9 protein-coding genes are annotated in these 20,164 nt (G+C 61.2%); 5 read left to right on the top strand and 4 right to left on the bottom strand.

Annotated elements, in window-relative coordinates; all coding sequences use genetic code 11:
- Window positions 1-232 precede the first annotated feature (232 nt).
- Window positions 233-10,753: an autotransporter-associated beta strand repeat-containing protein gene (locus N8H71_RS18665; RefSeq protein ID WP_262195130.1), complete on the top strand. Its 10,521-nt coding sequence runs from the start codon at window positions 233-235 to the stop codon at window positions 10,751-10,753.
- 58 nt (window positions 10,754-10,811) lie between these two features.
- Here the strand turns inward: N8H71_RS18665 and N8H71_RS18660 are convergent, their stop codons facing one another.
- The 3 genes from N8H71_RS18660 to N8H71_RS18650 form a co-directional block, all read right to left on the bottom strand.
- Window positions 10,812-12,041, bottom strand: coding sequence for an OmpA family protein (locus N8H71_RS18660; protein WP_262195112.1), 1,230 nt, complete (start codon window positions 12,039-12,041; stop codon window positions 10,812-10,814).
- Window positions 12,042-12,168: 127 nt separating this feature from the next.
- Entirely contained in the window at window positions 12,169-13,827 is a 1,659-nt protein-coding gene (locus N8H71_RS18655) for a hypothetical protein (protein ID WP_262195111.1), read from the bottom strand.
- Window positions 13,828-13,840: 13 nt separating this feature from the next.
- On the bottom strand, window positions 13,841-14,818 hold the full coding sequence (locus N8H71_RS18650) for a hypothetical protein (RefSeq protein WP_262195110.1): 978 nt from the start codon (window positions 14,816-14,818) through the stop codon (window positions 13,841-13,843).
- A 153-nt stretch (window positions 14,819-14,971) separates the two neighbouring features.
- On the opposite strand from N8H71_RS18650, the gene selD reads away from it, so the two are divergent.
- Entirely contained in the window at window positions 14,972-16,006 is a 1,035-nt protein-coding gene (gene selD, locus N8H71_RS18645; protein WP_262195109.1) for a selenide, water dikinase SelD, read from the top strand.
- Window positions 16,006-17,109, top strand: coding sequence for a tRNA 2-selenouridine(34) synthase MnmH (mnmH, locus tag N8H71_RS18640; protein ID WP_262195108.1), 1,104 nt, complete (start codon window positions 16,006-16,008; stop codon window positions 17,107-17,109). Before selD ends, mnmH begins: the two co-directional genes overlap by 1 nt.
- Window positions 17,110-17,244: 135 nt before the next feature.
- Here the strand turns inward: mnmH and N8H71_RS18635 are convergent, their stop codons facing one another.
- Complete coding sequence (locus N8H71_RS18635; RefSeq protein WP_262195107.1) at window positions 17,245-17,919, bottom strand: histidine phosphatase family protein; 675 nt, start codon at window positions 17,917-17,919, stop codon at window positions 17,245-17,247.
- Between the two features lie 296 nt (window positions 17,920-18,215).
- On the opposite strand from N8H71_RS18635, the gene N8H71_RS18630 reads away from it, so the two are divergent.
- Window positions 18,216-18,914: a glutathione S-transferase family protein gene (locus N8H71_RS18630; RefSeq protein ID WP_039770231.1), complete on the top strand. Its 699-nt coding sequence runs from the start codon at window positions 18,216-18,218 to the stop codon at window positions 18,912-18,914.
- Window positions 18,915-19,159: 245 nt separating this feature from the next.
- The gene (gene hemB, locus N8H71_RS18625; protein WP_007958982.1) at window positions 19,160-20,134 is read left to right on the top strand and encodes a porphobilinogen synthase; all 975 of its coding nucleotides are present in this window, start codon (window positions 19,160-19,162) and stop codon (window positions 20,132-20,134) included.
- Window positions 20,135-20,164: the final 30 nt, after the last annotated feature.

The raw sequence follows: 20,164 nt of genomic DNA, 5'->3' as shown, positions 1-20,164 counted from the left end.
GCGTGCAATAACGCAAAAATGCCCTGTCATTTGGCTGAAAACCCCGATACAGAAGCCTCTAGCACCAAAGTATTAATGCCATTTGACCGATGCCCTATCGCAGGGCATCAACTAGCGTGTGTCAGGAATGACACGGTTTGTAATGACCGTCGCGCTCTTGATTCGCGTGTGGAATAAGCACCGCGTACGCACGCTGCTCAAGGATGATTTTCGCCACGACAAGGAGTATCCCGTGGAAGCAAGGTTTGGTGTCGCCCTCGTTTCACGTTTTTCCCCACTGTCCCTTGCTGTGCATCTGAGTGTCGCCGGACTGCTGTTCGGTGGTGTCAGCGAGCAGGCGTTCGCCACCTGCTCGGCGGCGGGCTCCACGATTACCTGTTCGGGCGTCCCGACCCTGCCGCTGTTTCTCAATGACTACAGCAGTGCCACCAGCGGCCTGACGGTCAACGTCACCAACGGGGCGCAGATGAACGCCACCCTCGGCGGCAAGGTCATCAACCTGACCGGGGCCAACATCAACCTGAACAACTCCGGCACCCTCGACCCGGCCTTGCTCGGCCTGGTCTCGATCCTCAGTGGCGGTGCGTTCATCGGCACCGGCGCGACCAGCACGATCAGCATCGCCAACAACACCACCGGGCTCATTCGCGGCACCGGCATGTTGCTCGGCCTCAACCTGACCAGCATCGACGGCCTGGGGATTGGCGTGAACAACTCGGTGTCGGGCACTACGACCATCACCAACGACGGCACCATCACCTCCACCGGATTGTCAGTGGGCGGGATCACCCTTGCGGATACGCCCGTGGTCGGGGTGTATGGCGGTTCGCAAGTCAACATGACCAACAGTGCCAGCGGCACGATCAACGGCCGGATGGCGTTCGAGACGTCGGTGGCGGGCAACACTTTCACTAACGCCGGTAACATCACCGGCGGCTTGTCGATGGGGGCAGGCAGCACCAACACCTTCTACGCAATCACCGGTTCCAGCGTTAACCTCGGTGACGGTGTGCAAATCTCCGTCGGCCTCGGGGGGCTGATCGGCATCAACCTGACCTTCGCCCCGACCGGTACGATCGATGGCGGCGCGGCCGGCACCAACACGCTGATCCTGCAAAACCCGATCGGCCTCGGCGGCGGCACCACCGGGACCGGCACGGCGTCCAGCGCGACGTACGTCAACTTCAACAACCTGACCCTCAACAGCGGCACCTGGACCTTGCAGGGCCCGTTGGTCAGTGGTGCGACCACCCTCAATGGCGGTGTCGCGCAGTTCAACGACAACGCAGCGTTCGGCAGCGGTGTGCTGACGTCCAACGGCGGGATTCTCCAGGCCAGTAATGCCGGGTTGACGCTGGCCAATCAGATCAACCTGGGCGCCAGTGGTCTGACTCTGCAGGGCATCAACGGCATGACCCTCAACGGGGTGATTTCCGGTAGCGGCGGTCTGACCAAGATCGGCAGTGGCCAGATCAACCTCAACGGCATCAACACCTACACTGGCAACACCGTGCTCAACGGTGGTGTGACGCTGGTCGGCAACAATCAGGCGTTCAGCACCGGCGGCATCACCGTTGGCGGCTCTTCGAGCATCTCGGCGACGGCGCCGATTTCGCTGGCTAACGCGATCACGCTCAACAGCACCCTGACCGCGACCGGCACTGGAGCATTGACGTTGGGCGGGGTGATCAGCGGCGCCGCCAACCTGACCAAAACCGGCAGCGGCAGCCTGACCCTCAACGGCATCAACACCTACACCGGGATCACCAGCCTCAGCGCCGGGACCTTGCGCGTCGGCAACAACAACGCACTGGGCACCGGGGTACTCAACACCAGCAACGGCACCAGCCTCGACAGCACCGGCAACGTGACCCTGGCCAACAACGTCGGCATCACCGGTGCGTTGAACGTGCTCGGCAGCAATGCGCTGACCCTGGCCGGCATCGTGTCCGGCACCGGTGCGATCACCAAAAGCGGCAGCGCCAGCCTGACCCTGACCGGCAACAACACCAATAGCGGCACTACCGCGCTCAACGGCGGCACTTTGCTCGTCGGCAGCAACACCGCCCTCGGCACGGGCGCCTTGAACGCAGCGGCCGGCACAACACTGGATGCGACCACTGCCGTGACCCTGGCCAACGCGGTGGCGCTGGCAGGCGGGCTGACCATCGGCGGCACCCAGGCGCTGGGCCTGAGCGGCGTCATCAGCGGCGCCGGCAGCCTGCTCAAGGGCGGTACCGCGAACCTGACCCTCAGCGGCAACAACACCTTCTCCGGCGGCACCGCGCTGAACAGCGGGACGCTGATTGTCGGCTCCAACACCGCGCTGGGTACCGGCGCACTGACCACGGCGGCGGGCACCACACTCGACGCGAGCACCACCGTGGCGCTGGGTAACGCCGTCGCCCTCGGCGGCAACCTCAACGTCGCCGGAAACGCCAACCTGACCCTCGGCGGCGTAGTCAGCGGCAGCGGCGGGCTGACCAAGAATGGCGCGGCCAACCTGATTCTCAACGGCGCCAACACTTTCAGCGGTGGCACTACGTTGAACGCCGGCACCCTGACCGTCGGCAACGCCGCCGCACTGGGCAGCGGCGCCCTGACTGTCGCCAGCGCCGCGACCCTCGACAGCAACACCTCGGTCATCCTCAACAACAACGTCGCGCTCAACGGCAACCTGTCCATCGGCGGCAGCAACGGCATGATTCTGGGCGGTGTGCTCAGCGGCGCCAGTCAATTGATCAAGAACGGCACCGCCAACCTGACCCTCAACGGCGCCAACACCTTCACCGGCGGCACTGCGCTCAACGCAGGCAGCCTGACCGTCGGCAACGGCGCGGCACTCGGCACCGGCACGCTGACCGTGGGCGGGGCGGGCGCAACGCTCAACAGCAGCGCCAACGTGACGCTGAACAACGCGATTGCCCTCAACTCCAACCTCACCGCCGGCGGCGCCAACCCGCTGACCCTCGGCGGCGTGATCAGTGGCGGCAGCAACCTGATCAAGACCGGCTCCTCGACCCTGACCCTGACCGGCAACAACACCTACACCGGCTCTACGTCGCTGAACGCAGGGACCCTGGTCGTCGGCTCCAACACCGCCCTCGGCACTGGCATCCTCAACGCCGGCAACAACACCACGCTGGACGCCAGCACCGCGACCAGCCTGGCCAACAACGTCAACCTCGGTGGTAACGTGACCATTGGCGGCAGCAATGCGCTGACGCTCTCGGGGGTGGTCTCCGGGGTCGGCGGCCTGACCAAAAGCGGCCCGGCCGATCTGATCCTCAACGGCGCCAACACCTACTTCGGCAACACCGCGCTGAACGTCGGCAAGCTGATTGTCGGCAGCAATACCGCGCTGGGCAGCGGCGCATTGAACGCAGCGGCGGGCACCACGCTGGATACCAACACCGCCGTCACGCTGGGCAACCAGGTCAACCTCGCCGGTGCGATGAACATCGGTGGCAGCGCCGATCTGTCCCTCACCGGTACTGTGGCCGGCGCCGGCAGCCTGGTGAAAAACGGCGCGGCCAATCTGAATTTGAATGGCACCAACACCTACGTCGGCGGCACCACCCTGAACGCCGGTACGGTGACCGTCGGCAACAGCTCGGCCCTTGGCACCGGCGCCTTGACCGTCGGCGGTGCGGCAACCCTCGACAGCAGTTCGCCGCTGGTCAGTCTGGCTAACGCCGTCGTGCTCAATGCAGCGCTGAGCGTCGGCGGCACGCAAAATCTGGCCCTCAACGGTGTACTCAGCGGTACCGGGCAACTGGTCAAGAACGGCAGCGCCAACCTGACCGTCAACGGCAACAACACCTTCAGTGGTGGCACCACCCTGAACGCCGGCACCCTGACCATCGGTTCGTCCGGCTCACTGGGTAGCGGTGGCTTGACCGTCGGTGGCGCGGCGACGCTGGACAACAGCAGCGCCCTCAACCTTGCTAACAACATCACCCTCGATGCCGGGCTGACCCTGGCCGGTAACAACGCTCTGGTCCTCAGCGGCGTGATCGACGGCGCCGGCAGCCTGACCAAAACCGGCCTGGAAGACGTGGCCCTCAGTGGCACCAACACTTTCACCGGCGCGCTGAACATTGCCGCCGGTAGCGTCACCACCCTGAGCAGCGGGGCGCTGGGCAACACATCTGGCGCCAACGTCAGCGCTGGCGCCAGTCTCAATCTGGGCAGCAATGCCAGCCTCAACGGGCTGGGTGGCAGCGGCAGCGTGCAGATCGGCGGCGGCAACACATTGACCGTGGGCGGAGTCAGCAGCAACAGCACCTTCGACGGTGACCTCAGCGGCAACGGCGGCCTGACCAAGGTCGGCACCGGCACCCTGAACCTGACCGGGATCAACGGCATCGTCGGCAACACCGCCGTCAACGGCGGCACCCTGAACCTCAGCGGTTCGCTGGCCAGTGCCCAGGTCAACGTCAATACCGGCGCGAGCGTAACCGGCAGCGGTTCGATTCTCGGAACCCTCAACGTCAACAACGGCGGCCACCTGGCGTTGTCCTCGGGCACCACCCTGTCGGCCGCGTCACTGGTTCTGTCCGCCAACAGCAATATCGATGCGAACCTCGCGACGCCATCGACCACGTCGCTGATGGACATCGGCGGCAACCTGACCCTCGACGGTAACCTCAATGTCACCGATGCCGGCGGCTTCGGCGTGGGTGTCTATCGGCTGTTCAACTACATCGGCGCGCTGACCGACAATGGCCTGACCGTGGCCGGTGTACCGGTGGGATACGGCCTCGGCGACATCCTCGTGCAGACGCTGGGTAACCAGGTGAATCTGGTGGTGTCGGCACCGAACACCAACCTGCGTTTCTGGGACGGCAGTCAGACGATCGCCAACGGCACCGTGGATGGTGGCACCGGCACATGGACTGCCGGCGGCACCAACTGGACCAATTCCAGCGGTACGGTGAATCAGACCTGGGCCGGCGACTTCGCGGTGTTCCAGGGCACGGCCGGTACGGTGTCGGTCAACGGCACGCAACTGTTCACCGGGATGCAATTCCTCACCGATGGCTACAACGTGGTCAACGGCACGTCGGGTCTGCTGACTGCCGTCAACGGCACTGGCGGCACTACGGCGATGCGGGTCGATCCGGGCGTGACCGCCACGGTCGGCGTGAACATCGACGGCAGCGGCATCCTCAACAAACTCGACGCCGGCACCCTGGTACTCAACGGCGCCAACAGCTACACCGGCGGCACGCAACTGGACGGCGGCACCTTGGTGGTCGGCAGCAATACCGCGTTGGGCACTGGCGCATTGATCGCCAACGCCGGCACGCAACTCGACAGCAACACCGCCGTGACCCTGGCCAATGCCACCACACTCAACGGCAACCTGACCATCCTCGGCAGCAATGCGCTGACCCTCAACGGTGTCATTTCCGGTACCGGCGGCTTGATCAAGAACGGTTCGGCCAGCCTGACCCTCGGCGGCAACAACGCCTTCCTCGGGCCGGTGGCATTGAACGCGGGTGGACTGGTTCTGGCGTCGAACAGCGCGCTGGGGTCGGCCACCCTGAACGCCGCGAACGGCACCACCCTGAATGCCAGCGGCGCTTTCACGGCGAGTAATGCGATCAACCTGGCGGGCAACCTCGGCATCGTCGGCAGCAACGATCTGACACTCGGCGGAGCCATCAATGGTGCCGGCAGCCTGACCAAGAATGGCGCGGCCAACCTGATCCTGAGCGGGGCCAACAACTTCCTCGGTGGCATCACCCTCAACGCCGGCTCCCTGACCGCCGGCAGCAACGGCGCACTCGGTCTGGGCAACCTGACCGTGGCCGGTGCCTCGGCGCTGGACAGCAACACCTCGGTGTCGCTGGGTAACAACGTGGTGCTCAACGCCAACCTGACCAATACCGGTAGCAGTGATGTAGCGCTCAGCGGCGTGGTCAGCGGCTCCGGCGGCCTGATCAAGAACGGCGCCTCCAACCTGACCCTCAACGGCATCAACACCTACAGCGGCGGCACCACGCTGAACGCCGGCACCGTGACCCTCGGCACCTCGGCGGGCCTGGGCTCCGGCGCGGTGACTGTGGCAGGCGCTTCGACCCTCGACACCACGGCGCCGCTGGTGCTGGCCAACAACCTCAACGTCAATGCCAACCTGAGCGTGGCCGGCAACAACAACCTGACCCTCGGTGGCGTGATCGCCGGGGCGGGCACCCTGACCAAGAACGGTCTGGCCGACCTGACGCTGACCGGCAACAACACCTTCAGCGGCACTTTCGATGTGCAGTCCGGCAGCCTGACCACGCTGGGTAACTCGGCACTGGGCAGCAACGCCGGGGTCAATCTCGGCGCTGCGGCGACTCTCAATCTCGGCGGCTCCGGCAGCCTCGCCAGCTTGACCGGCAGCGGCACCGCACTGATCGGCGGCGGCAACACGCTGAGCATCGGCGGCAACAACGCCAGCAGCCTTTTCGACGGCGTGCTCACCGGTACCGGCGAACTGAGCAAACTCGGCACCGGCATGCTGACCCTGACCGGCCTCAACAGCCTGACCGGCAACACCACGGTCAACGCCGGTACCTTGAATGTCAGCGGCTCGCTGGACAGCGCCAGTGTGCTGGTCAACAGCGGCGGCACCCTGACCGGCGGCGGCTCGCTCGGCGGGGCGGTGACCGTGGCGGATGGCGGTCATCTGGCCGGCGCTACCGGCAGTACGCTTTCGGTGAACTCGCTGGTGTTCAACGCCAACTCCAACTTCGACGTCGGCCTCGGCACACCGGTGTCCGGTGGCGGTAACGCGCTGGTCAACGTCGGCGGCAACCTGACGCTCGACGGCACGCTCAATGTCAGTGACATCGGCGGTTTCGGCAGCGGCGTGTACCGATTGATCAACTACACCGGCGGCCTGACCGACAACGGCATGCTGATCGGCACCGTGCCGGGCAGCGTCACGCCGGGCGACCTGACCCTGCAAACCGCACTGGCCAACCAGATCAACCTGCTGGTCACTGCACCGGGCGTTACCGTGCAGTTCTGGGACGGCAACCAACTCGTCGCCAACGGTTCGGTGGATGGCGGCAGCGGCACCTGGGGCACCGGCACCACCAACTGGACCGACGTCAACGGCACCACCAATCAGGCCTGGACCAACAGCTTCGCAGTGTTCCAGGGCACGGCGGGCACCGTCACGGTGAACGGCGCGCAAACCATCACCGGCATGCAATTCGTCACTGATGGCTACAGCCTGCAGAACGGTACGGCCGGTTCGCTGAATCTGGTCAACGGGGCGCTGGGCAACGCGACCGTGCGGGTCGATCCGAACGTCACCGCCACCGTGGGCGTGGCGCTCAACGGCGCCGGCACACTGGGCAAATATGACACCGGCACCCTGGTGCTCAACGCGGCCAACGGCTACACCGGCGGCACCGCGCTTAACGGCGGCAAGATCGTGGTCGGCAACAACGCGGCCCTCGGCACTGGTGTGTTGACCGCCGCCAACGGCACGGCGCTGGACAGCAACACAGCGGTCAGCCTGGCCAACGCCGTGGTGCTCAACGGCGGACTCACCGTCGCCGGCTCCAACGCACTGACCCTCGGCGGTGTGGTCAGCGGCAGCGGCAGTCTGATCAAGACCGGCGCATCGAGCCTGACCCTCAACGGCAGCAACACCTACAGCGGCGGTACTCAGCTGTCTGGCGGCTCGCTGATCCTGGGCAACAACAGCGCGATCAGCAGCGGCGCTCTCAGCGTGCTGGGCAACGGCACCCTCGACAGCAGCTCTGCGCTGCAACTGGCTAACGCCATCAACCTGGGTGCGCAACTGACCCTGGCCGGCAACCAGAACACTACGCTGATCGGCGCGATCACCGGCAGCGGCAGTCTGGTGAAAAACGGCAGCGGTGATCTCGTCCTCAGTGGCGCCAACACCTACAGCGGCGGCACGACGCTGAACGGCGGCAGCACCCGTGGCGACACCAGCAGCCTGCAAGGCGCCATCGTCAACAACGCGACGCTGACCTTCGAGCAGAACAGCGACGGCAGCTACACCGGCAACCTGACGGGCGCCGGCACCCTGAACAAAACCGGCAACGGCGCCTTGCTGCTGACCGGCAACAACACCTTCACCGGCAACACCGCCGTGCAGGCCGGTTCGCTGAACGTCAACGGTGTGCTCAACAGTGCCAACGTCAACGTTGCCAGCGGCGCGAAGATCGGCGGTAGCGGCGTATTCGCAGGCGCCGTGCAATTGGCCAACGGTGCGACGCTGACCGGGGGCGGAACCGCAACGCCATTGTCGGTCGGTTCGCTGGCGTTGTCCTCGGGCACCAACCTGGACTTCTCCCTCGGCTCGGCCGCCAGCTCCACAACCGTGGTCAACGTCGCCGGCAACCTGACCCTCGACGGCACGCTGAACATCAGCAACGCCGGCGGCTTCGGCACCGGGGTCTATCAACTGTTCAGCTACGGCGGCAGCCTGACCAACAACGGTCTGGTCTACGGCAGCCTGCCGGTTCCGGCGGCCAACCTGACCCTGCAAACCGCGCTGGCCAATCAGGTCAACCTGCTGGTGCAGAACACGCCGGGTGAAGTGCAGTTCTGGAACGGCGGCACCACTAATCCTGACGGCAGCATCGGTGGCGGTAGCGGTGTATGGGGGCCGGGCACCAACTGGACCGATCCGAGCGGTACCCAGGCACTGGCGTCGAACGGTCAGTTCGCCGTGTTCGGCGGGCAGAGCGGGACGGTCACCGTGCAAGGCAATCAAAACTTCACCGGTCTGCAGTTCCTCACTAACGGTTACAGCCTGGTTCCGGGCGCTGGCGGTACGCTGACACCGGTCAACGGGCCTGGCGGCAGTCTGGCACCGGTGCGGGTGAATGCCGGCGGCAGTGCGGAAATCTCCGTACCGCTGGTAGGCAGTGGCGGCATCGAGAAGCTCGATTCCGGCACTCTGATCCTCAGCGGCGCCAACACCTACAGCGGCGGGACCACGGTCAGCGGCGGTACGCTGATCGGTAATACCCTCAGCCTGCAAGGCAACATCCTCAACAACGCCTCGCTGGTGTTCCAGCAGAATGCCAATGGTCAGTTCAACGGTGTGCTCAGTGGCACCGGTGCCTTGGCCAAACGGGGTGCCGGAACCCTGCTGTTGACCGGCGATCAGCCGTTCAGCGGTACCGTTGCTGTCGATCAAGGCGTGTTGCAAGTCGGCAACCGTGCGGCACGCGGTTCGCTCGGCGGGCAGGTCACCGTGGCCAATGGCGCCGGGTTGAGCGGTAATGGCAGTGTCGGTTCGGTGGTCAACCACGGGGTGGTTTCTTCTGGTGCCGAGGCGGGCACGCTGAGCGTGGCAGGCAACCTGACCAACGCCGCTGACGGCGTGCTGGCCCTGACGGTGAGTTCGCCAACTGCCACGCCACTGGCGGTCGGCGGCACAGCTACTCTCGGTGGCGGCTTACAGGTCAACAGCCTCGCGCCGTTCACCGGCAACACCGTGTATTCGCTGATCACTGCCGGCGGTGGCGTAGTCGGCACCTTCAGCGCCGCCGATCTGCCGCAGTATGCGTTCCTCGACTCGGCGCTGGTGTATGACGCCAATGCCGTGAACCTGGTCGTCAGCCGCAACAACAACTCGTTCGTTGATGTTGCAGCCACCCGCAACCAGCGCAGCGCGGCCTCGGCGTTGATGCGCAACGGTGTGGCAGGCGCAGCGTTGCAGAATGAAATCGTCAATCTCAGCGTGGCCGGTGCGCGCAATGCCTTCGACAGTCTGTCCGGGGAAATCCATGCCAGCACCGCCAGCGCCATCCTCGAGGATTCGCGCTACGTGCGGGACGCGGTCAACGACCGGATGCGCCAGCCTTCATGCAGCGCCCCTGACGATTCACGCCGCGCCCTTGCGCCAAGCGACAATCAGCTGAGCAGCAACGGCTGCCACGGCGAAATGGTCGGCTGGGCCCGCGCCCTTGGCGCATGGGGCGAGTCGGACGGCGACAGCAACAGTGCGAAGCTGGATCGCAACCTGAGCGGTTTCATGCTCGGCACCGACAAGCAGATCGACGATCAATGGCGTGTGGGCATGGCCGCCGGTTATACCCGTAGCGATCTGGATGCCCATGATCGTCGCTCGGATGCCACGGTCGAGAGCTACCACTTGGCGGCGTACCTCAACTCTCAATTCGATGCCTTGGCGGTGCGCCTCGGCGCGGCGTACAGCTGGCACGATATCGAGACCAAACGCGACGTCAGCGTCGGCGCCTACAACGACCGGCTGAAGGCCAACTACGATGCGCGCAGCGCCCAGGTGTTCGGTGAAGTCGGGTATGCCATCGAAGCGGCCGGGATTGCCCTGGAACCGTTCGCCGGTCTGGCATACGTCAACTACGATAGCGACAAGGCCAAGGAGAAAGGTGGAGTAGGGCGCTTGCGGGCGGAGTCTGATCAGGACATTACCTTTTCGACCCTGGGCGTGCGCGCCGGCAAGGTCATCACCCTGGACAACGGCGGGCAATTCACCCCGCGCGCGGCCCTCGGCTGGCGGCATGCCTTCGGCGACACCAAACCTGACGCCGACCTGACCTTCATCGACGGCGGCGCCTCGTTCAGCACCCAGGGCGTGCCGATTGCCAAGGACAGTGCGGTGGTCGAAGCGGGCGTGGACTTCCAGATCAGCCCGACCGGCAAACTCGGTATCGGCTATTCGGGGCAGCTGTCAAACGAGAGCAACGACCATGCGATGACCATCAGCTTCAGCCTCGGGTTCTGATTCAGGAGCGAAGCACTTCAGCCGCCCGCAAGGGCGGTTTTTTTTTGCCGGGAAACGATTACTTGCCCTTCAGTTGAACCTTGAGTTCGATTTCTACACGACGATCCACCGCCAGGCATTCTTTCTGCTCGGGCATGCTCAGGTTTCGGGGGCAGTTTGATTTGGGAGCTAATGAACCTTGTCCGAGTCGTTTAACCTGTGATTCAGGCAAGTCTGCAAAAAGATCCTTGATTTCTGCATACACGCTATCCGCCCGGCGCATTGAAAGTGCAAGATTGGAGTCACCTGCTTTCATGACGGGGACTCTGTCAGTGTGGCCGGAAATGTTGGCCGAAAGGATTTTCAGATTGTCTGCTTCCAGTTTGCGTTTTGTTTCTTTGGTGAACTCTGCGAGTTGCTTTTTGCCGTGGTCGCTTATTGTGTCTTCGTAGATATCAAATAACGTATCAGTGTTTACCGTCAAACAGGTTTTGAAACTGTTTTTTTTGTCGGTTGGTGTCAAAACTTTGAGGCCGTTACGATCCAGCTCGATTTTTGCCTTGGGTTTCCAGTCGCCTTTTTCATAGGCGAGTAACTGGACTAGGCTGCGTTCACCCAGGCCGTGCCAAAGAACATTGAAGTGGTGAACGATGTTGGTTTGATTGCCGTCTTTCAAGCAACCATAAATCGAGAGATTGAATTCCTTCGCGACATCGCTCACGACTTTCTGGTTTTCATCATTCAACGCAAGTGAAACATTTTTTTGCTGTATTCCGATCAACCCAAAACTGCTGTCGATGATTTTCCCAAAAACGGGAAGTGCAAGCGTTGGAACGACAAATATGGAAAATAAAATCATCGTCCAACGCAGGCGCGTTTGGTTGCGTTTGCTCTCTTCATCCAGATCGGGTGAGTCTTTTTTCCATTGAAAGATGGAACTGTGCAAAAGAAATCCGCTGATAAGAGGGGCTATCGATGCTTCGGCACTGCCCAGTTCAAAAGCTATATAAAGCAGAAAGCACAAAAATATAATGCATGCCAATCCGTCGGTGAGGCGTGAGCTTTTATCAGTCCAGGCAGAATGGCCGAAGAAGAACGCCATGAATCCGAATAATAGCCAGGCTGAGTACAGTAAGCCGAAACCCAGCGCGATAAATATGAAAACCAGGCTGTCCGCTATGTTTAGTCCAGTTGGGAAAAAATTTATAGAGAAGGCGCAATAACCCCAGCTGGCAAAAATGCCCAGCGCGATGATTATTTTTACAGCGAATGAACCTTGCTTGTTAATCAAATCTGTCAGCTCGGACACGATTGTGGCCTGTACATGTTGGTAGGGGACATCGTCGAAGCGGTCTTCGCCGGCTATTGCGGGATGGGTGTGATCCAGCGCGACCCGGAACAGGTAGAGGAATTGTTCCGGGTCGTGCTGCGGAGGTTCACGTCGTCAAGCTGCTTTCCAGATCAAGTAATAGCCGATCGTTATCTTCCATCACCTTTGCCAGACAGTGATCGAGATTGTGATTGACACCTGCCAGTTCTCGATCGCGGTTAACACCTAACAGATCCAACTTATCCACCAGGTAAACAACAAACGTACTGGCCAGCCCTGTCAGGGCACCCACAATTACTGCTGAAAGAATCGCTCCCAACGCACCTAGCCCAGGAATCGTGAGCATCTGTTTTTCGATGATTTCTTCCAGTGCGACCCCGGCAATGATCACACCGCCTGCGCAGGTAATCTTGATCGCCTCGTGGGCGGCCTCACGTAGCGTGAGCCCTTTCGGGGGCAGCAGCAGCGTTTTGAGTGCCTTGAGCAGCGACATGAAGCCTTCACGAAACATGCGCACTGCACGTTTGCCGGTGGTCACAAAGACGTTGATCAGAGTGGTCACCAGATTCGCCAGAACGCCGGCCACAAAGCCTCCACCGCCTGCCGCCAAGGCTGCTTGCCATTGATTTGCGACTCGCTTCGCAACGCGTTCCAGGCGTGCCCGCAACTCAGGCACCAACGACTCGTGAGATCGGCCATTGCGATACAGATCCATCAGTTCGTCGAAGGTTGCACTGAAAAACTCGATCAGCATCACGCCAAAGGCTTGCTGGAAGGCCATCTTGCCGCCTTCCTTCAGACTGGTTTTGGCGAGGTCGGATTTAAATTTTTCGCTCTTGTAATAAGCGTCATTGAGCTTCTTTTCATACGCCTCGCGCGCTGCTTTGTCCTTGGCCAGGAGCAGGTCGGGGTTTTGTGCGATGGCCTCTTGTTGCTTGAGTAAGCGCAGACGATTTTCGTCCTTGGTCGTCATCTCCTGTTTGTCGGACAAGCGCTGTATTTCTTCCTGGCGGCTCTTGGTGTTCTTTTGCAGCTCTTCGACGAATTGAGTGGCGTTTTTTTTGCCCTTTGACTGGTTCAATGCTTTTTTGGTCGGGTTCAGATTCGAGTCTGCATTCGCCAGTGTTGGCGCATCCACGCCCGCCAGTACGCGCCCACGATCGGTATGAATCACATTCGCCGAAATGGTGTGATCGAGGTTGCGCGGATCCAGGTTCTTGTTCTGACTGAAAGTTTCGTTGGTGTAAGCGTCCTTCAGTACGCCGGAGTCCTGGTCGAGGGTATCTTTAGCGTTTTTTGCGATGTAAGCCTTGTGCCCATGGAACTTGGCCGAATCGTACGCGGGCAGATCTGTATATTTTTTTGCTGCAGCATCGGTCGCATACACCTCGTTTCTGGCGTTATTGATGGTGTCGACGTTACCCCCTTTTTTGTCGTAAACCGCCAGCACTCGACCGAGTCCGAAAGGTACTGCGATGGCCTGTAACACTTCCCGTTTGCTGTCGCCGATCAACTGGTCGAATCGTTGCTGGCTGAAAGCATCGGAGTACGCTTTGAGCACCGCATCCGATTCATCGTCAGACACGTGCAGATCCACCGTAAAGTCAGCTTCAGTGAAACCTTTCTCCAACAGGACGGGGTTGATAGTGATGTCACTCAATTGTCGAGCGAGATCGGCCTCAGGCAATTCAACCAGTCGGGGGCCTTTGCCAATTGCCGCTTGCTGGCGCTGCCGGGCTTTGAAACGTTCAATTCGATCCGTCATGGTATTTCTCCTGTCAAGCGGCGGCAGACAACTGTGCCCATCCCGAGCGAAACGCCTTTTGCGGCAGGTTCAATTCGCCATTCAGTGTCGTGACGAAATCTATGATCTCTTCAAATAATGGCTGCGCTTCGGGTCCGACTTTTCGTGCGCGAATGAAAGCTTCTTTGAGCGTGGGAGGGTTGAGGGACAGCAGATTGATTGCACTTTGTACTTTGGCTGGCAGGAACCCGCCGCCCATTCCCATCAGGAATTCGTCGATCTGCTGTTTATCTTCCTTGCTGGCCACCCCGGAGCATGCTGCGCTCGCCTGGGCGACTGCTTGCATGGCAATCAGCATTTTGAAGTAGGCTTCGTGGCTATCGATGCAGGCCTTGGCTTTTGCCAATGCCTCGGTGAAGCGTTTTTCCCGAACTTCACTTTTGGCTTTCTGGCGCATTTCCCCACGGGTTTCCGCGTTTTTTTCCTTACGCTCTTCCAGTTCTTTTTTGGCATTCCAGTAGGTTGCCATTGACGTGCCGAATTCGGCCACGTAGTCGCGGGAACTGTCGTAACCGCTGGTTATGGTTTCACGCGTGAAGTCGTAGGCATCGCCAAGCACATCACCCACTTTATCTGCCGCGTCCACCACGGACTCAACGGCCGAGGTGTACGCATCAGCCACAACATCGGCAGCGCTGGAAGCGGTTTCGACAGTGGAGTTGTAGGCATCGGATACAGCATCACCGACCTTTTCGGCCGCTTCAGTCACAACGTCCGCAGCATCGGAAATCGTTTCGACAGTGGCGTCATACAGATTGCCGACTTTATCTCCGACACTCTCCGCGGCTTCTGCCACCGTCTCGCGCGTCGCATCAAATGCCCGGCTTACAGCGCTGGTGATGGAAGAGAAAATGTTGATCGCGTAGACGTCTTCGGCCTGAGGGGTAACAGGTTCGCGCAGCCAGCTGTCGATAACCCATTCTTGCGTGGAGCTGCAGACGCGAAATTTCATAAGTAATCCCTGACTTTTTTGACAATGACGGGATTCTCCCTGGTTGAAAGGTGATGTCAATATGCCTTCAGTTATCTTAGGACGGATTGACACCGTAGTCCCGATTGGCTCTCTGCTAGTATTCGCGTCATTCCCTGCCAGGAGACTGCCCCCATGACCGAGCCCATCCGTCTGACCCAGTACAGCCACGGCGCCGGCTGCGGCTGCAAGATATCGCCCAAGGTGCTGGAGGTGATTCTGGCCGGCAGCGGGGCGCAGAATCTTGATCCGAAACTGTGGGTCGGCAACGCTTCGCGCGATGACGCGGCGGTGTATGCAATCGATGCCGAGCGCGGCGTGGTCTCGACCACCGATTTTTTCATGCCGATTGTCGATGACCCGTTCGATTTCGGCCGGATTGCCGCGACCAATGCCATCAGCGATATCTACGCGATGGGCGGCGATCCGTTGATGGCGATTGCGATCCTCGGTTGGCCGGTGAATGTGCTGGCGCCGGAAGTGGCGCGGGACGTGATCCGCGGCGGGCGATCGGTGTGCGATGAAGCGGGGATTCCATTGGCCGGCGGGCATTCGATCGATGCACCGGAACCGATTTTCGGTCTGGCCGTCACGGGGCTGGTGGAAAAGCGCTTCATGAAACGCAACGACACCGCCACGGCTGGTTGCCTGCTGTACCTGACCAAGCCGTTGGGCATCGGCATCCTCACCACAGCGGAAAAGAAGGGCAAGCTGCGCCACGCCGACATCGGCCTGGCCCGGGACTGGATGTGTACGCTGAACAAGCCCGGCAGCCGTTTCGGCAAACTGGCCGGGGTCACCGCGATGACCGATGTCACCGGTTTCGGGCTGCTCGGGCATCTGGTGGAAATGGCCGACGGCAGTCATCTGACGGCGCGCATTTTTTATGATCGGGTGCCACGTCTGGAGAGCGTCGAGTATTACCTTGAACAGGGCTGCGTGCCGGGTGGCACGCTGCGCAATTTCGACAGTTATTCGAGCCGCGTCGGGCGGGTACAGGAATTGCACAAGCGAGTGCTGTGCGACCCGCAGACCAGTGGCGGTCTGCTGGTGGCCGTAACTCCTGAAGGCAATGCCGAATTTCTCGCGGTCGCTGCCGAACTGGGTCTGACACTGGAGCCCATCGGTGAACTGCTGGAGCGACAGAGCACCGCCGTCGAGGTGATTTGATGTCCGTCGACTTCACCGATTACCGCGACATCTTCCTCGACGACCGGCCGCTGATGGACGCCCGTGCGCCGGTCGAATTTCACAAGGGCGCGTTTCCCGGTGTGGTCAATCTGCCGCTGATGAACGACATCGAGCGTCAGCGGATCGGTACTTGTTACAAGCACCACGGACAGCAAGCCGCCATCGAATTGGGCCATCAATTGGTGTCCGGGGCGGTCAAGGCCGAACGTATTCAGGCCTGGGCGGATTTTGCCCGGGCGCATCCCGAGGGTTATCTGTATTGCTTTCGTGGTGGCCTGCGTTCGCAGATCGTGCAGCAGTGGCTCAAGGACGAAGCCGGCATTGACTACCCCCGGATCGGCGGCGGTTACAAGGCGATGCGCGGTTTTCTGATCGACACCCTTGAACAGGCAACGGCCCAGTGTGATTTCGTGTTGCTGGGCGGTATGACCGGCACCGGCAAGACCGAGGTGCTGGTGCAACTGCGCAACAGTGTGGATCTGGAAGGTCATGCCAATCACCGTGGTTCCAGTTTCGGCAAACGTGCCACCGGTCAGCCGTCGAACATCGATTTCGAGAACCGGCTGGCCATCGACTTTCTGAGAAAACGTGCCGCCGGCATCGATCAGTTTGTGCTGGAGGATGAGAGCCGGGTGGTCGGCAGTTGTGCCTTGCCGCTGTCGTTGTATCAGTGCATGCAGCAATTGCCGATGGTCTGGCTGGAGGACAGTTTTGAAAACCGTGTCGAGCGGATCCTGCGTGATTATGTGGTGGATTTGTCCGCCGAGTTCAGCGCCGTGCATGGGGACGAAGGCTTTGCGCTGTTTTCCGAGCGACTGCTGGCCAGCCTGGACAATGTGCAGAAGCGCCTGGGCGGCGAGCGGCATCGGCGGATGTTGCTCCTGATGGAAGAGGCGCTGGCGGAGCAGGGGCGCAGCGGTGCGGTGGATTTGCACCGCGCGTGGATCGAAGGTTTGCTGCGCGAGTACTACGACCCGATGTATGTGTTCCAGCGCGAGAAGAAGGGCGGGCGGATCGAGTTTGCGGGGGAGCGGCAGGCGGTTATCGAGTACTTGCGTGAGCGGGTGAAGCAGCAAAATTGATGGTGCTTCTGCCGGCCTCATCGCGGGCAAGCCCGCTCCCACAGGTATTGCGGATGTACATAATATTCGTGCAGCGCCCTAAACCCTGTGGGAGCGGGCTTGCCCGCGATGGGGCCGTCCCAGACGAAGGATGACTCACGTCGGACAGCTTTCCTGACCGTTATCCAGCCCCTGTTTGTAGCTGTGGCTCTGCAGGCTGGCCTTGCCGTTGTGCCAGGTCAGGGTCAGCACATACAGCGAGTCGTAATCGCTGGATTCCCAATCTTCGGTGATCTTCTGCTTCCCGCCCACCGCATTGCCGGCAACCTTGTTGATCAATTCAGGAAGGTAGCCGTGTGACCACGCCGTGTAGATGGTCGAGTTGTGATACTTGTCGTCGGTCAACTCCCGGGCCAGATCGCTGGTGTCGTTGGCCGAGAATTCGATGTTCACCGGCAGGCCGAGCTTGATCGCGGCGGGGCTGATGGTCATCAACGGCCGGATGTAGCTGTAGGAGTTGTCCAGTTCGCCTTCCTCGACATTGCGCGTCGGGTTGGCGGCGAACACATAGTCGGCCTTGCCGAATTTTTCCGGCAGCAGGGTCGACAGGTCGATGGCCCGGTTCAGGCCCTGGCAGTTGAGCTGGCCGAGACCACCGGCCGGTTTCTCCGCGTGGCGCAGGAATACCAGGGTCTGGGTGCCGTCCACTGGCTGCGCACGGCTTTCGCTGGACTCCAGCGACAGGAACAGCGCGCTGACCGCCAGCAGGGTGGGCAGGGCCACATACGCGCGATGTTTGAAACGTTTGGCGACTTTCATCAAGTTCGTCATGGGATATAAGGTTCTTCAGTCTGTACGGTTAAGGCTGACAAACCTCTGCACCGGTGCATGGGCGCCGGTTGTTTTCCCTGTCATCAATGGCTTGCTTGGAGCCCCCTGAGGCCCGTTTGGTTCGATCCTTTCAAGTGCGCCGCACTTTAACGTTCAATCTGAGCGGTTGGAGGGGAGGTTAACCACAGGATGTTGCGGATTTAAGTAAGCCTGCGGAGGGCGGCGTAAAGAACCCGAGCCAGAGCGCTGATGGTGGATTATGCTCAGGGCTTTCAATTTGTGACTGGATGCTACACATGACTGATCTGTCCGCGTTCCCGATCACCCAGAAATGGCCGGCGCAGTACCCTGACTGGATTCAGCTCTATTCCCTGCCGACCCCCAACGGCGTCAAGGTCTCGATCATGCTGGAAGAGATTGGTCTGCCTTACGAGCCGCACCGCGTGGGCTTCGACACCAATGACCAGATGTCTCCGGAATTCCTGTCGCTGAACCCGAACAACAAGATCCCGGCGATCCTCGACCCTCACGGCCCCGAGGACAAACCGCTGCCGTTGTTCGAATCCGGCGCGATCCTGATCTACCTCGCCGACAAGAGCGGCCAGTTGCTGGCCCAGGAAGGCGCGCTGCGCTACGAAACCATCCAGTGGCTGATGTTCCAGATGGGCGGTATCGGCCCGATGTTCGGCCAGCTCGGTTTCTTCAACAAGTTCGCTGGCAAGGATTACGAAGACAAGCGTCCCCGTGACCGCTATGTCGAAGAAAGCCGCCGCCTGCTCAGCGTCCTGAACACCCGCCTGGAAGGGCGCGACTGGATCATGGGCGAGCGCTACACCATCGCCGACATCGCCACGTTCCCGTGGGTGCGCAACCTGATTGGCTTCTACGAGGCGGGCGATCTGGTCGGCATCAACAACTTCCCGAACGTCACTCGGGTGCTGGAGCGCTTCCTGGCGCGGCCGGCCGTTGTGCGCGGCCTGACCATCCCGTCCTGACGCCACAAATAACCCTGTGGGAGCGAGCTTGCTCGCGAAGGCGTCGTGTCAGTCAACACATCTTTTTCTGATACACCTCCTTCGCGAGCAGGCTCGCTCCCACAGGAATAGTGATGACGCCCGCAGATTATTGCGTCCTGGGTAATGCACTGTTGATTGATCCAGGTTTGTACCCCGTCCCCCGCAAGGCATAAGCTTCGCCCCCTACGACTTTCGTCTCATCCGCTGTTTTCAGGAAAGGCCCCATGTCCAGTCAGTTCCCCGAAGCACGTCCACGCCGTCTGCGCCGCAATGCGAGCCTGCGCAGCCTGTTCCAGGAAACCGAGTTTTCCCTCAACGATCTGGTGCTGCCGATCTTCGTCGAAGAAGAGATCGACGACTTCGTGCCGATCAAGAGCATGCCGGGCGTGATGCGTATTCCCGAGCGCAAACTGGCCGGCGAGATCGAGCGTTACGCCCGTGCCGGGATCAAGTCGGTGATGACGTTTGGCGTGTCCCATCACCTGGACGCCAACGGCAGCGACACCTGGCGCGAAAACGGGCTGGTGTCGCGCATGTCGCGGATCGCCAAGGACGCCGTGCCGGAAATGATCGTGATGTCCGACACCTGCTTTTGCGAGTACACCGATCACGGCCATTGCGGCGTGATGCACAACCATGAAGTCGACAACGACCAGACCCTGATAAACCTCGGCAAACAAGCGGTGGCGGCGGCGCGTGCCGGTGCCGACGTGATCGCGCCGTCGGCAGCGATGGACGGCCAGGTGCGGGCGATTCGCCGGGCGCTGGACGATGCCGGCTTCACGCAGATTCCGATCATGGCCTACTCGACCAAATTCGCCTCGGCGCTCTACGGCCCGTTCCGCGAGGCCGGTGGCAGCGCGCTGAAAGGTGATCGCAAAAGCTATCAGATGAACCCGATGAACCGCCGCGAAGCCCTGCGCGAATCATTGCTCGACGAGCAGGAAGGCGCCGATGCGCTGATGGTCAAACCGGCCGGCGCGTACCTGGACATCATCCGCGACATCCGCGAAGCCTCGACCCTGCCGCTGGCGGCGTATCAGGTCAGCGGCGAGTACGCGATGATCAAGTTCGGCGCCCAGGCCGGGGCCATCGACGAAGATCGCGTGGTGCGCGAAAGCCTCGGTGCGATCAAGCGCGCGGGTGCGGATCTGATCTTCACCTACTTTGCGATGGACCTGGCCCTGGCGGGGATCTAAGCAAAACCGCGAAACCCAATGTGGGAGCGA

Origin of the sequence: Pseudomonas koreensis (assembly GCF_025447595.1) — a bacterium.
Lineage (GTDB): Bacteria > Pseudomonadota > Gammaproteobacteria > Pseudomonadales > Pseudomonadaceae > Aquipseudomonas > Aquipseudomonas koreensis_H.
Note: the sequence above shows the minus strand (reverse complement) of the source record. Positions and strands in the feature narration are given on the sequence as shown.

What these genes read in the sequence shown, in the direction of transcription:
- N8H71_RS18655 (WP_262195111.1), bottom strand. Translation starts at nt 13,827, where the DNA reads ATGACGGATCGAATTGAACGTTTCAAAGCCCGGCAGCGCCAGCAAGCG.
- N8H71_RS18650 (WP_262195110.1), bottom strand. Translation starts at nt 14,818, where the DNA reads ATGAAATTTCGCGTCTGCAGCTCCACGCAAGAATGGGTTATCGACAGC.
- selD (WP_262195109.1), top strand. Translation starts at nt 14,972, where the DNA reads ATGACCGAGCCCATCCGTCTGACCCAGTACAGCCACGGCGCCGGCTGC.
- mnmH (WP_262195108.1), top strand. Translation starts at nt 16,006, where the DNA reads ATGTCCGTCGACTTCACCGATTACCGCGACATCTTCCTCGACGACCGG.
- N8H71_RS18635 (WP_262195107.1), bottom strand. Translation starts at nt 17,919, where the DNA reads ATGACGAACTTGATGAAAGTCGCCAAACGTTTCAAACATCGCGCGTAT.
- N8H71_RS18630 (WP_039770231.1), top strand. Translation starts at nt 18,216, where the DNA reads ATGACTGATCTGTCCGCGTTCCCGATCACCCAGAAATGGCCGGCGCAG.
- hemB (WP_007958982.1), top strand. Translation starts at nt 19,160, where the DNA reads ATGTCCAGTCAGTTCCCCGAAGCACGTCCACGCCGTCTGCGCCGCAAT.